The organism is Pigmentiphaga litoralis (genome assembly GCF_013408655.1).
GTDB lineage: Bacteria > Pseudomonadota > Gammaproteobacteria > Burkholderiales > Burkholderiaceae_B > Pigmentiphaga > Pigmentiphaga litoralis_A.
In genome coordinates this window covers 100,878-114,423 of sequence record NZ_JACCBP010000001.1, presented here as the reverse complement: position 1 = coordinate 114,423, position 13,546 = coordinate 100,878, and the positions used below count along the sequence as shown (strand labels likewise).

Genomic DNA, 13,546 nt, shown 5'->3' with positions numbered 1-13,546 from the left:
CCGGTCATCCGATCATCCCGATTCCGGCCGCACGCTCACCTGCTTCCATCACTTCCCGCAGCTGCATGCAGACGGCATTGAAGTCGGCACGATGCCGCACGCCAGACGTTCGCGGCCGGCCCACCGTGACCGGGATATCGCAGCGCAGGCTGCCCTGCTCCACCACCATCACGCGGTCACCCAGGTACACCGCTTCGGCAATGTCATGCGTCACAAACAGCACCGACACCCCCTGCGATGCGCACACCGCCAGCAAGGCATCCTGCAAGGCTTCGCGCGTCAGTGCGTCAAGGGCGGCGAACGGCTCGTCCATCAGCAACAGGCGCGGTTTCGGCAGCAAGGCGCGTGCGATCGCCACGCGGCTCTGCTGCCCGCCGGACAGTTGATGGGGGAACCGATGCAACAGGTCGGCCAGGCCCAGTTGCCCGAGCAAGGTCTTCGCCTCGGCGATGTCCTGGGCGCCCGGCTTGCGATGCAGGGACACTGGCAACAGCACGTTGTCGAGCACGTCCAGCCACGCGAGCAGTGTCGGGGACTGGAAGACAAAACCGGTCGCTTGATCCGGCTCGCGTACCGGTTCGCCGCCAACCGTAATCGTCCCGACGTCGGGGCGCAGCAAGCCAGCCGCAAGCTTCAGCAGCGTCGACTTGCCGCAGCCGCTGCGGCCCAGCAGGCAATGGATCGCGCCGGCCGGCAACGCCATATCGATGTGCTCGACCACAGGATGCAAAGACCCGGCGTACGTGAAGCGCACGTCGTTCATGCTCAGGAAAGCGTCGGCACCGGGTCGCGACGCGTTGTCAGGGTCGGCTTCCCGGCCAGCGTCATCCCGCGCGTCGACCAAGGGACGCTGCCCCCTGTTGGCTGTCAGCGGCGCGGCATGCCCGGCAGTCGCGCCTCCGGAAACGTCCCTGCTGTCGCTGTGCGTATCGCGTGTCATCGCATCAATCGCGGTACGAGGCATGTGCTTCGGCAAGCGTTTCCGCCGACGCTTCGATGTCGACCATGCGCACCAGATCCAGCAGGCTGAACCGCCCGTCGTGATGCCAGCCCACGTCGGGCGTCGCCATGGCCCCCAAGCCGCAGATGCGTGTTGCACCGGCCGCGGCCAGTTGCGGCGCCAGCCGGAACAGCCGTTCCGGGCTGGCCGCCACGCCCACGGTCTGCAAATGCGCGCGATGGTGCGCCAGCAATGCAGCCACGTCGTCCAGTCTATCGACCGCGACAACGCAGGCACTGCGGTTCAACGCGCTGGGCGGCGGGGGTTGCGGCAGGTCGAGGAAGGCCAGGCTCCAGGGCGCGTCGGCCGGACCGATCAACGACACGCGGTCATCCTGCATGGCCTGGAAATCCAGCCGCTGCCGCCACGCCGCCATGCCGGCTGTTTCTTCCAAGGACAGCCCGCGGCGGCCATACCGATACTGCTGCGCCGCCAGTTCCCCCGCCACCAGATGGGCAAAGGCACGCGGCGCCACCTGCGCACCGCGTTCGACATAAAACACCTGCGGCGAATAGCAGCCCTGCTGATCCCACCGCACCATGTCGAGCGCAGCCAGCCGCGCGGTCGCCTGCGACTGCCGCGCATCCAGCGCCGAAGCCGCCACCAACCCCGCGCTGATCTTGTGCCCGTGCGGCAGGAAGCGCACGCCAGGCGGCACATGCTGCTGCCACGCAGCCAATGCCGAATCACCGCCGTAGACCATCAGCACATCGACTTTGCTACACAGCGCCTGCGCCATCGCAGCATCACTGCCGGGCCACCACAGCACGGCCAGGGCATCGGCCAGACGCGGCTCCACCTCGGCCAGCACACGTGCAAAAACACCGGCGAATAGCGGCTCGTCACTCGATACCTTGCCTACGTTGCCGCCCTTGACGAGCAGGCCAGCCACCATGCTCCAGAGGGGCAAGGCCGGCACATTGCCTGCCCACACGTGCCCCAACAAGCGCGGGCCGCAGGCTTTCGTCCAACCGCCTTTGACGCGTGGCCGAAAGTCATCCAGCAGACCGGGATCGCCAAAGTCTTCGACCAGAAAGCGCAGCAACTGCGGACGGCGGAATGACTTCAGCGCGGCGTTCAGACCCGATCGAACCATCTCGCGGTCAAAGCCGGTGATGACGGGCAGCAGGTGTTCAAGCAATTGGCGATCGGCGTTATTAACGTCGAGCAAGCGTGCAACGGCGCGGTCGATAGCATCCACCACATCCATCACCGGCAGGGTCGTCATCACGTGTTGCGACGACAGGGCCACACGGTCCGCCACGGCTGTGAGTTGCTCCGGCGTCAGGCGCGGCACGGAAAGGTTGACCCGCTCGCCGTGCGCGTCGAAGGACAAGGTCTCCCAAGCCATGGCGTCCGCAGCAAGACCGGGAACGTGGCAGGCAACAGCGATTAAAGGTAATCGCGTCGTGGGCGGATTCGATGCGGATCGACAAGCACGGGGTGCCGGTTGGCTTGCCGCGTCGCCAAGCCCCTTCCTGTTCATGCCCGCGCCGCCTGCAAAAACGCATCCACCGCCATCGAACACCCCTTCGCCTGCGCACCTTCCGCCCGGCCCAGCAGCAGGAACCCGCCGTCTACGGTAATCCCAACATCTTCGGTCAGGATGGTCGTGACCGAATTGAAGTTGGCCAGGTCGCAATGCGTCAGCACGCCCCGCTCGCCCTTCGGGACATCCTGCCCCGTCATCGGGTCCACCGTGCGGGATCGAATCCAATGCGGCCCGGACTTGATCGCCGGCAACGTGGCATTGCCATCGTCATAGAACTGCGTGCTCAGTTCCGTCATGCCGTACATGTTGATGCACCACTCGGCCGGCACGCCGAACATCTCGGTCAACTGGTTGTAGAAATCATCCATTGCCAATTCGCGCGACTGGCCCTTGAAGCCACCCGTATCAAACAACCGGCTGCCCGGCGGCAGCTTCACGCTGACGCCCTGCTCACGCAGCGCATCCATGGCATGCACCAGGCTGTAGCTGGCGCCCAGCAAGGCATACGGCTCGCCCTTCTGCACCACGTCCAGCAAGGTATCGCGCAACGCGTCGGCATCCAGCCCGTCAGGCCCGACAAAGTAGGCGCTGTCGTCCGTTCCGAAATGCGTCTTGGCCAGCGCAAGATAATGCGCGAGCGACGAATTCGGCATCATCGCTTCGGTTGGAAAGACAATGCCCATCCGCATGCGCGGCACGCCTCGCATCACGCGCTCGGCAAAGTGCCGGCGCATCGACAGGTCGTACACCTGCAGGTGCGGATGGTAATGACGGCCCTTCACATCGCCGCGCGTCGTGCCGCTGGTCATGAACACCCGTTCGCATTGATCGGGCGGCACGCAGCTCAGCGTCAGATCCTTGAAGGCATTGATCGGCACTGCCGGAATGTCGCGCCAATGGCGCACGGTGCGCGCGGTCTTGCCCTGCTGCTGGCAATAACGGCGGAACGCGGCGTTGTGCTGGAACTGATGGGCGAACAGACGCAGCGCCAGCGCGTTGAAGGCGGCGTCGGCGTCAGTGTCGGCCTTGGCAGCAGCCTGCGGCGTAGCTATGAATGCGAGGAGATCCGCAAGCAGGTCGGGCGCAATGCCCGGTGCGGCGGGGTCGGCGTGTGTCACAGGGTGCCTCGTCGGAGCCTTGGCGTTCTTGGCCGGTCGAAACCGGAACCTTGCTCCGAAAGCGTGGCAGACACTCGCCATTCGCTGCCGATCCTGCTTGGCCCGACGTCCCGTCACACCAAGATCGGGGAAGTCGTGCAGGGTGCGGCCCGGGGGCCGCGGTTCGGCAGACAGCTCTTCTTACGTCGGTATGAACCGAGTCAAGTTCGCGGGTTCGGTATGGTCATCTCAGCGTCCGCTAACAACTGCGCGGACACACCCCGGAGCAGCAGGCAGTATACCCCTGCCCCGAGGCGGCGTCTTTTTACGTCGGAGCGTCTATGACCTGGTGATGACAGCGCGCGGTGATCGCATCGCCGTCACTCGGCGAAGCAATGTGCACGCTCTGGTCGCCCCGCGGCTGCCGCCGTGCTGTCACTGCGACAGCATGCTCCGCGCGGGAACAGCCGGCCGCCGGCCTGACCTTCAAGCCGCTGCGCTTAGACCTGCACGACGTTCGGAATCTGCACGTCGGGATTCACGTCGGCGTTGTAATCCACACCCTCAATCTCGAAGCCGAACAGCCGCAGAAAGTCCTTCTTGTAGCCCGCAAAATCCGTCTGGCTATAAATGGTCTCGGTCGTGACCTCATCCCACAGCTTCTGTACTTCTTCCTGCACTGCCGGATCCAGTTCCTTGTAATCCGCGCGCAAACGCCCTTCGTCATCCACATGCGGCGCGTTGCCGTACAGGCTTTCCTTGTACAGACCGTAGACCTGCTCGATACACCCTTCGTGCGTGCCCTTGGCCTTCATCACCTTGAACAGCAACGACAGGTACAGCGGCATGACCGGAATGGCCGAGCTTGCCTGCGTCACAACCGCCTTCAACACCGACACACGCGCGTCGCCACCCGTCGCAGCCAGTTTTTCGCGAATGCTCAACACCTTCTGGTCCAGGTCCTTCTTGGCGGCGCCGATCGAACCATTCCAGTAGATGTCGTGCGTGACCTTCTCGCCCAGGTAAGTGAACGCCGTCGTCTTCGCGCCTTCGGCCAGCACGCCCGCTTCCTGCAGCGCGTCGATCCACATCTGCCAGTCCTCGCCACCCATCACGGCGACCGTGTCGGCGATTTCCTTCTCGCTGGCAGGTTCCAGCGTCACGTCCTTGACCACTTCCTTGTCGGTATCGATACCGCGCACGGTAATCGACTTGCCGACCGGCTTGAGCGTCGAATTGAAGACCTCACCCGTCTTGGGATGCGTGCGGCGCGGCGACGCCAGGCTGTACACGACCAGGTCCACTTGACCCAGGTCTTCCTTGATCACGGCTATCGTGCGCTGCTTTACGGCGTCCGAAAACGCGTCGCCATTGATGCCCCGTGCGTACAGGCCCTTGGCCGTCGCAAACTTTTCGAAGGCGGCCGTGTTGTACCAGCCCGCCGTGGCCGGCTTCGATTCGGTACCCGCGCGTTCAAAGAACACGCTCAGGGTTGCGGCGTCAGACCCGAACGCGGCAGAAATGCGAGCAGCCAGGCCATACCCCGTCGACCCGCCAATCACCAGCACGCGCTTCGGCCCATTGGCGATCGGACCCTGAGCGGTCACGTAATCGATCTGTTCCTTGACGTTGGCTTCGCAGCCAACCGGATGGGTAGTCACGCAGATGAATCCACGCACGCGCGGTTTGATGATCATGGGGAGGCCCTTTTTATCTGGAATGCCGGGCTCGCCGTGGTGGCGAGACATGCCGGGCATTGTAAATGACGAGGGCGGCCCGGAAGCCGCCCTCGATTTGCGCCTGGGAAGGCGCGATGGATAAGTGTGTTGACTACTTCGGCGCAGGCGCCCCGGCCAGGAACCACCGGCCCAGCAGCGCCCGTTCCTCATCCGTCATGCCGGTCGCATTCGCCATCGGCATCGTCTTCTGCACCACCGCCTGCTGGTAGACAGCCTGGGCATGCGACGTCAGCGTGGCTGGCGTATCCAGCTGGATACCCTTGTTCTGCACCACCGCGTTATGACACATCGCGCAGCGCTGCGCCACAATCTGCTGCACCTGCGCCGTATCGGCTTCCGTGAATGCCGTCTTGGCCGGCGCCGGCGCCGTTACCGATGCCGGTGCAATCCACACCGCGATCGCGACAATCAGCGCCACACCCGCAATCGGATAACCGATCTGATTCACACCCTTGTGCCGCAGCACAAAATACTGGCGAATCAGCGCGCCCGACAGCATCAGCACAACCAGCACGACCCAGTTATGTTTGGCGGAATACACCATGCTGTAGTGATTCGACAGCATCGCGAAAATCACCGGCAGCGTGAAATACGTGTTGTGAACGCTGCGCTGCTTGCCCAACTTGCCATAGATCGGATCGACCGGCTGCCCCGCCCGCATCGCCGCCACCACCTTGCGCTGCCCCGGAATGATCACCATCAGCACGTTCGCGCTCATGATCGTCGCGATCATTGCGCCCGTCAGCAGAAACGCCGCGCGGCCCGAAAACAACTGACAGGCCACCCACGACGCCAGCACGATAAAGATGCTGACCGCGATACCCACCTTCAGGTCCGACCCTTCTTCCGTCCCGGCCATCGTACAGATCAGGTGATACACCACCCAGCCCACCACCAGCATCGCCAGCGCCGCGCTGACTGCAGCCGCCGGGCTCCAGTCGAACACGTTCTTGTCGATCAGATAGGTCTGCGCGTTGAACAGGTACAGCGCGATAAAGAGCGCAAAACCCGACATCCACGTGAAGTAGCTTTCCCAGTAGAACCAGTGCAGGTGCTCGGGCAACTGCTTGGGCGCCACCATGTATTTCTGGGGATTGTAGAAACCGCCACCGTGGACGGCCCACAGCTCACCCGACACGCCTTTGTTAAGGAGCGCAGGGTTTTGCGGCTTGAGGAGGCTGTTGTCCAGCCAGACGAAGTAGAAGGAAGAGCCTATCCAGGCGATGGCCACAATGATGTGGAGCCAGCGCAGCAGAAGATTGGCCCAGTCAAGAACATAGGCTTCCATGCCGATCCTGTCTGAGAGTCAATCGCTCACCACTGCGGGCGCTGTGAGCTGGATAGGTCGCGCCGAAGGTTGAAGCGCCGCGGCGACCGGGAACAAACATGCGCGGCACCGGCAAACTGGTGCACTGCGTCATCTGGACCGATATTCGCGCGGGTGCCGCTGCGTGTCAACCCGCAACACCACAGCCATCCGGTAACGTTGTGGCAGGCCGACGCAGGACCATTGGGCAAAGCGACGGTCCAGACGTGCCGGCTTGGCTGCATTCGGACAGCGCCCCGGCGCGGTGGAATCAGGCGGTCCTAGGCCTTGCAGTTTGAGGTCGACCCGTTGAAATGGCTTTCTCCCGGCGTTCCTGAAGCAGCCTCGCCCGCCGCTTCTTCGCCCAGATCACAATCCCCGTCACCGACAACATCGCCACCAGCAACCCCATCAGCGACATCATGATCCGCCCGGGCATTCCCAGAATCCGGCCGGAATGGAGCGGGAACTGCAACTGCACGAACACATCCGCCACCGTCCCCTTCCACGGCTGGTTCTCGCTCAGCACCGCGCCGGTGTTCGCATCCAGATAAAGATTCGACAGGCCCATCCCGCCCTGGTCATGATCCCCGCCGGGATTGAAGAACGACACGTTATAGAACCCATACCGCCCTTCGTAATACACGCCACCCGGCGGTGTGGCGAAGCCGCGTTCTTTCGCAGCAAATGCCGCGATCGGCACGACTTGCGCAAAACTCAGTTTGGGTTCAATGAAGGTCCCTAGCGGCGCCATGGTGCGCGTCTCATACGGCCCCGGCGTGGTCTTGGAAACCAAAGACAGCACCGGATAAAACACCTCGCGGTACAGATTCAACGAAAATGAGGTGAAGGCCACGACGATGATGATGCCCCACACCCACAGGCCGCCCGCGCGGTGCAGGTCGAAGTTGAGCTTGTAGCCCCCTGCCCTCCACCGCACCATCCACGCGGGTTTCCATCTTTGCCACCAGGTCGCGGGGTCACGTCGGTGGGGGATCGAAGGCAACCGCAGTTTGCGGGGCGTGGTCAGGTAGAAACCGACAAAGCTGTCGATCAGCCAGATCAATGCAACGGTGCCCATGATCCAGTAGCCGATGCGGTCGGTGCCCCACATGCTGGGGATGTGCAGGCTGTAGTGCACGGTCCGCAGGAAGGGCATCAGGTTTTCGCGGGTGAGGGACACGGCGGTGGTGTCGCGGCGGCCGGCGATGTTGGCGGTGACGGGGTCGACGAAGACGGCGTTGTAGCCAAGCGCGTAGGGGGCGCCCGTGGCGGGGTCGATGCGGGGTTCGACGAAATAGCCGGCGTTGTGGCCTTCTTCGAAGTTCAGGGCGACGTAGGTGACGCGGGCGCGGGGGTCGGCGGCTTCGATCGCAGCGGCGAGTTCCAGGGGGTCCCGGAATTCGCCGCGGCTTTCGGTTTTATATAAATCCTCGTTCAACCACTCGTCGAGTTCGTGGTCCCACGAGGTAATCGCACCGGTCAGCCCGGCGACGATGAGGAATAGCGCAACCGTCAGGCCCGCCCATCGATGAATAAGGGTCAAGGCCCTGCGCATGCGTGTGTTTCCTTAGAAGTCGATGGTGCCGGTCAGCATGAAGGTGCGCGGGGCGCCCAATACCAGATAGCCCGAACCGGGATAGCCGCCGACGGAAGCCCAGTAATTCTTGTCAAACAGGTTGTCGACGCGGGCGCGCATGGTCAGCGTGCGGTTGTTGCCGATATCCATCAGATACCGGGCGCCCAGATCGAAGCGGGTCCATGACGGGACGCTTTGGGTATTGGCTGCGTCGGCATACTGTTTGGACGTATATACCATGCGGGCGTTGACGGCCAGGTTGTTCACACCCGGGATGTCCCATTCGGCGCCCAGATTGAATTGGCGTTTGGCAACGCCAATGGCGTCTTTGCCGTTGGTGATGCCGTCTTGCGTTTTGGTTTGTTCGGCGTCGAGCAGGGTCAGGCCGCCCAGGACGCGCACGCCCCGGACCGGTTGGCCGAATACGGATAGTTCGAGCCCGCGGTTGCGTTGTTCGCCATACGGGCCGTACACGGCGAACGCGCCGGTGCGCTCGAACGCGGTAATGGGTTTGTCGGTCTGGAAGAACGCCAAATTGCCGCCGATGCGCCCGCCATCGTATTTGACGCCGATTTCTTTCTGCTTGGACTTGTAGGGCGAGAAGATCTGCCCGCCGTTGGTCACCACCAGGCCACCGGGAGTGGTGGTTGGTGCGACGTCGCCGCGGACCAGGCCTTCAATGTAGTTGCCGTACAAGGATGTGGCTGGTGTGAGCTTGAAGACGATGCCAGCGACCGGCGACGTCTTGGATTTGTCGTAGCTGCTTTCCTGGAATCCAGTGTTGACGTTGTAGGCGTTCTGCTCGATCGTCTGGCGGCGGGCGCCGATGGTCAGCAAGGCGCGGTCATCGAAGAACGACAGCGTGTCGGCGATCGCAAAACTGCGGGTCTCGACCTTGTTGGTTTGCACTGGATCGGTCAGCGATCCGCCCACCAACGCATTGGCGACCGGGGCGGCGACGTTGATCGGGGAGTACAGGTTGCTGGCAAAGCCGCCAAAGTCCGAGAACGCATAGGCATTGCGTTCGCGGCCGTTGTAGGTGGCGACCGATGCGACGAGCGTATGGCCGACGCTGCCGGTGCGCAGCTTGGCGCGCAGGCCGATTTCGCCGGTGCTGATGCGGTCTTCGCGGTGGTTGTCGAAGCGGTAGGCCGTGGTGTCGCCGGCCGCGTTGGTGACGGTGGGGTTGGCAAGCGAGTTGGATTCGCTGCCGCGACGGACACCGCCGGCGGCCCACGCCGTGACGTTGTCGGTGATGTCGTATTCGCCGCGCACGGTGGCGAACAGGTTGCGTTCCTTGGAGTAGGTCCAGGGTTGCGCGAAGTTGGACGACGCATCGGGCGCACGCGGGATCGGCAGGTTGGCGCCCGGCGTGACGCTGGGGCGGCCATTGCGCAGGTCGTTGTTCTGGTAGCCCACGTCGGCCGACAGACGCGCCCGGCTGCTGCGCCAGTCGAGGCCCACGCCCATGGCGGACAGTTCGCGGTCTTCACCGCGGACACCGGTGCCGCCGTCGCGGCGGGTGCCGTACAGGCGGATACCCAGGCTGTCGTCGGGGCCGAAACGGCGCGCCAGATCGAATTGCAGGGATTTCTGGCCGCCCGTCTGGATGCCGAAGCCGACGCGGTTCAGGGGCTCGTTCGGTGCACGTTTGGGCAGCAGGTTGATGGCGCCGCCGATGCCGGATCCGCCGGGGGCTGCGCCGTTCAGGAAGGTATTCGCACCCCGGAAGACTTCGACGCGTTCAAAGAATTCGGACGAGATGTACTGGCGCGGCAGCATGCCGTACAGGCCGTTGTAGGCGACGTCATCGGAATAGACCGGAAAGCCGCGCACGACGTACAGCTCCTGGAAATTGCCGAAACCGCGTGCGGTGCGCACCGACGGATCGTTGAGCAATACGTCGGCTACGCTTTGCGCCTGCTGGTCCTGGATCAGTTCGCTGGTGTAGTTGGTGCTGGAGAACGGCGTGGCCATGTAGTCCTGGTTGCCCAGGATGCCGACGCGGCCGCCCCGGGCGACCTGGCCGCCTGCGTAGGCTTCGGGCAGGCCTTCTGCCGACGCGTCCGCGCTGGCGTTGACGTTGACTGTGGACAGTGTCGTGGCAGGCGCGGCGGGGGCCGCCGGGTCGGCCGATGAGCCGCCTGTGGTCTGGGCGTACGCGCCCATGGCGTGCAGCGCAAGCAGGGTAGCCAGCACGTGCGGGCGGTAGGCAAAGCGGCGTTGGGGCATGACACGGTCCACAGGGAACGAAAATGAGAACCGTTATTGTTGCTGAAAAGGCGTCCGCAAGTAAGTGCTGTCGCGTAGGTGAAACGCCTAAATCGAAAGGCTTACGCGGAACTCCATGGCTAGCGCGCGGCAGTCGGCGTGCCTCTGCCGATCCGCACACACGCCCCAAGCAATCTCAGAAGTCGATCGTGCCCGTCACGTAGAACGTACGCGGCGCGCCCACCACCAGATAGTTCGATCCTGGCGAGCCCCCTGCCGATGCCCAGTAGTTGCGGTCGAACAGGTTGTCGATGCGCGCCCGCAGGGTCAGCGTCCGGTTGTTGCCGATGTCGATCAGGTAGCGTGCGCCCAAGTCGAAGCGGGTCCATGAGGGCACGGTTTGTGTGTTGGCGGCGTTGGCGAACTGCTTGGACGTGTAGACGGCGCGGGCGTTGACGGCCAGGTTGCGGATGCCTGGGATGTCCCATTCGGCGCCGAGGTTCAGTTGGCGTTCGGGAACGCCGACCGCGTCCTTGCCGTCTGTCGCGCCGTTTTGCGTCTTGGATTGTTCTGCATCGAGCAGGGTCAAGCCGCCCAGCACGCGCACGCCACGGACCGGCTCGCCATATACCGAGAATTCCAGGCCACGGTTGCGCTGTTCGCCGTAGGGGCCGAAGTTGACGGCGGTGCTGCCGGCAATACGCTCAAAGCCCGTGATCGGTTGGGTCGTTTCGAACACCGCAACGCTGCCGCCCATACGGCCGGAGTCGAATTTCAGGCCGGCTTCTTTCTGCTTCGCGACGTACGGCGACAGGATGGCGCCCACGTTGGCGACGGCCAGCCCGCCGGTCGTGGCCGGGGCGATCGGCCCGCGCACCAGGCCCTCGATGTAGTTGCCATACACCGACATCCAGTCCGTGGCCTTGAAGACGATGCCGGCCACCGGTGTCGTCTTGGTCGTGTCGGAAGTCGGTGCCGGCGCAAGCGTGTTGTAGGCGTAGCTGGTCTGCTCCAGGGTCTGGCGCCGCAAGCCAAGGGTCAGCAGGACGCGGTCGTCATAGAAGGAAAGCGTATCCGCCAACGCGAAGCTGCTGGTTTCGACCTTGTTGGTCAACGACGGATTGGTCATGTCGTTGGACTGCGCGCCCAGCGCGGTCGCCACGCGGTCAGTCGGCGAATAGATGTTGCTCAGCGTCGTGCCCGTGCCGCGAACAAACGCATTGGCCGACCGCGAGTTGTACGTCGTAGCCGACGCGACAATGGTGTGCCCCACACTGCCCGTGCGCACCTTCGCGCGCAAGCCGATCTCGCCGGTGCTGATCCGATCTTCGCGGGCGTTGTCGAAGCGGGTGGCAGTGGTGTCCCCTGCCGCATTGGTGATCGTCGGATTCGCCAGCGAATTGAATTCGCTGCCGCGCCGCACGCCCCCCGCCGCCCAGGCCGTCACCTGGTCCGTAATGTCGTATTCCCCACGCAAGGTCGCGAAGGTGTCGCGTTCCTTGGCGACCGTCCATGGCTGTGCGAAGTTGGACGAGGCATTCGGCGCGCGCGGGATCGGTGCGCCTGCCAGCGGCGTGACGCTCGGCCGGCCTGCGTTCAGGCTGCTGTTCTGGTAGCCCACGTCAGCTGACAGACGCGCCCGCGAGCCGCGCCAGTCCAGGCCAATACCGAGGGCAGACACTTCGCGTTCTTCGCGATCCACCCCCGTGCCACCGTCGCGGCGCGCGCCGATCAGGCGCAGGCCAACGCTGTCGTCCGGACCAAAGCGCCGGGCAACGTCGAAGTTGACCGACTTTTGCCCGCCGGTCTGCAAGCCAAAGCCGACGCGGTTGAGCGGTTCGTTGGGCGCGCGTTTGGGCAGCAGGTTAATGGCGCCACCGATGCCGCTGCCCGCCGGGGCCGCGCCGTTCAGGAAGGTGTTCGCGCCGCGCAGCACTTCGACGCGTTCAAAGAATTCCGACGCGATGTATTGGCGGGGCAGCATGCCGTACAGGCCGTTGTACGAGATGTCGTCGGAATACACCGGGAAGCCGCGCACGACATACAGTTCCTGGAAATTGCCGAAGCCGCGTGCGCTGCGCACCGACGGATCGTTGAGCAGAACGTCAGCCACGCTTTGTGCCTGCTGGTCCTGGATCAGTTCGCTGGTGTAGCTGGTGCTGGTGAAGGGCGTGCTCATAGTGTCGAGGTTGCCGAGGATGCCGACGCGGCCGCCGCGCGCAACCTGTCCGCCCGCGTAGGCGTCGGGAACGCCCTCGGCGGACGCGTCGGCGCTGGCGTTGACGTTCACGGTAGACAGCGTGGTCGCTTCTGCCGGCGGCTGCACAGAGGTTGGGGCGGCGGATGACGCAGGCGACTGCGCGTGGGCGCTCAGCGTTTGCAAGGCGAGCAAGGTCGCGATCACGTGAGGGCGGAAAACAAAGTGGCGAGCGGGCATGAACGCGTTCCGGGACGAATGGAAATGAGAACGCGTATTGTTACCGAAAGAGGGAATGCCTGTCATACTTTTACGTACGCGGCGTATCCCAGGGACATTGCCATGGTGCAACGCCAGGCGTCAGCTAGAATCTGACCCCTCCCCCCACTCGTCCCCAGCACCATGTCCGCCCTCCCCGCCCAGCTCGTCCGCACCGCCACCCCTGCCGATGTCGGCCCCATCACCGACCTGATGCGCGGCCTGGCCGAGTACGAAAAGCTCACGCATCTGTTCATCGCGACGGACGAACTGCTGCACGACGCGCTGTTCGGCCCCCACCCGGCGGCGGAATGCCTGGCGGCCGAAGTTGATGGCGCCGTGATCGGTTACGCCCTCTTCTTCCACAACTACTCGACCTTCCTTGGGCGCAAAGGGCTGTATCTGGAAGACCTGTACGTGCACCCCGATCATCGCGGGAAGGGGCTGGGCAAGGCGATGCTGACGCGGCTAGCGGCGCTGGCCGTGGAACGCGGCTGCGCCCGTTTCGAGTGGAGCGTGCTGGACTGGAACCAGCCGGCCATCGATTTCTACGAGGCGATGGGCGCGGTGGTGATGCCGGAATGGCGCATCGTGCGCATGACGGGTGATGCGCTGACGTCGCTGGCAAAGAAGGACTGACCCAACGTCGATCACCCCGGCAAGACGA

The 13,546-nt window shown here is 64.0% G+C and carries 9 protein-coding genes; 1 reads left to right on the top strand and 8 read right to left on the bottom strand.

The features are described from left to right. Positions 1-4 precede the first annotated feature (4 nt). From HD883_RS00480 to HD883_RS00445, 8 genes are all read right to left on the bottom strand, one after another. The gene (locus tag HD883_RS00480) at positions 5-964 is read right to left on the bottom strand and encodes an ABC transporter ATP-binding protein (protein WP_306455908.1); all 960 of its coding nucleotides are present in this window, start codon (positions 962-964) and stop codon (positions 5-7) included. Next, positions 945-2,351, bottom strand: coding sequence for an acyl-CoA reductase (locus tag HD883_RS00475; RefSeq protein ID WP_257021933.1), 1,407 nt, complete (start codon positions 2,349-2,351; stop codon positions 945-947). Before HD883_RS00475 ends, HD883_RS00480 begins: the two co-directional genes overlap by 20 nt. A 131-nt stretch (positions 2,352-2,482) precedes the next feature. Further along, the gene (locus tag HD883_RS00470; RefSeq protein ID WP_373563287.1) at positions 2,483-3,610 is read right to left on the bottom strand and encodes a LuxE/PaaK family acyltransferase; all 1,128 of its coding nucleotides are present in this window, start codon (positions 3,608-3,610) and stop codon (positions 2,483-2,485) included. A gap of 479 nt (positions 3,611-4,089) precedes the next feature. Then, the gene (gene fabV / locus HD883_RS00465) at positions 4,090-5,286 is read right to left on the bottom strand and encodes an enoyl-ACP reductase FabV (RefSeq protein WP_179588348.1); all 1,197 of its coding nucleotides are present in this window, start codon (positions 5,284-5,286) and stop codon (positions 4,090-4,092) included. 133 nt (positions 5,287-5,419) lie between these two features. Then, on the bottom strand, positions 5,420-6,616 hold the full coding sequence (locus HD883_RS00460; RefSeq protein ID WP_179588349.1) for a urate hydroxylase PuuD: 1,197 nt from the start codon (positions 6,614-6,616) through the stop codon (positions 5,420-5,422). Between the two features lie 289 nt (positions 6,617-6,905). After that, positions 6,906-8,192 carry a PepSY-associated TM helix domain-containing protein gene (locus tag HD883_RS00455; RefSeq protein ID WP_179588350.1) on the bottom strand — a complete coding sequence of 429 codons (1,287 nt, stop codon included), beginning with the start codon at positions 8,190-8,192 and terminating at the stop codon, positions 6,906-6,908. A 12-nt stretch (positions 8,193-8,204) separates the two neighbouring features. Next, positions 8,205-10,445, bottom strand: coding sequence for a TonB-dependent receptor (locus HD883_RS00450; RefSeq protein WP_179588351.1), 2,241 nt, complete (start codon positions 10,443-10,445; stop codon positions 8,205-8,207). Between the two features lie 175 nt (positions 10,446-10,620). Further along, on the bottom strand, positions 10,621-12,861 hold the full coding sequence (locus HD883_RS00445) for a TonB-dependent receptor (RefSeq protein WP_179588352.1): 2,241 nt from the start codon (positions 12,859-12,861) through the stop codon (positions 10,621-10,623). 162 nt (positions 12,862-13,023) lie between these two features. Here HD883_RS00445 and HD883_RS00440 point away from each other — a divergent pair, with 162 nt between their 5' ends. Continuing rightward, positions 13,024-13,518: a GNAT family N-acetyltransferase gene (locus HD883_RS00440; RefSeq protein ID WP_179588353.1), complete on the top strand. Its 495-nt coding sequence runs from the start codon at positions 13,024-13,026 to the stop codon at positions 13,516-13,518. Positions 13,519-13,546 lie beyond the last annotated feature (28 nt).

Coding starts and splice junctions, on each gene's coding strand:
- HD883_RS00450 (WP_179588351.1), bottom strand. CDS start 10,445: ATGCCCCAACGCCGCTTTGCCTACCGCCCGCACGTGCTGGCTACCCTG.
- HD883_RS00460 (WP_179588349.1), bottom strand. CDS start 6,616: ATGGAAGCCTATGTTCTTGACTGGGCCAATCTTCTGCTGCGCTGGCTC.
- HD883_RS00455 (WP_179588350.1), bottom strand. CDS start 8,192: ATGCGCAGGGCCTTGACCCTTATTCATCGATGGGCGGGCCTGACGGTT.
- HD883_RS00475 (WP_257021933.1), bottom strand. CDS start 2,351: ATGGCTTGGGAGACCTTGTCCTTCGACGCGCACGGCGAGCGGGTCAAC.
- HD883_RS00440 (WP_179588353.1), top strand. CDS start 13,024: ATGTCCGCCCTCCCCGCCCAGCTCGTCCGCACCGCCACCCCTGCCGAT.
- HD883_RS00445 (WP_179588352.1), bottom strand. CDS start 12,861: ATGCCCGCTCGCCACTTTGTTTTCCGCCCTCACGTGATCGCGACCTTG.
- fabV (WP_179588348.1), bottom strand. CDS start 5,286: ATGATCATCAAACCGCGCGTGCGTGGATTCATCTGCGTGACTACCCAT.
- HD883_RS00480 (WP_306455908.1), bottom strand. CDS start 964: ATGCCTCGTACCGCGATTGATGCGATGACACGCGATACGCACAGCGAC.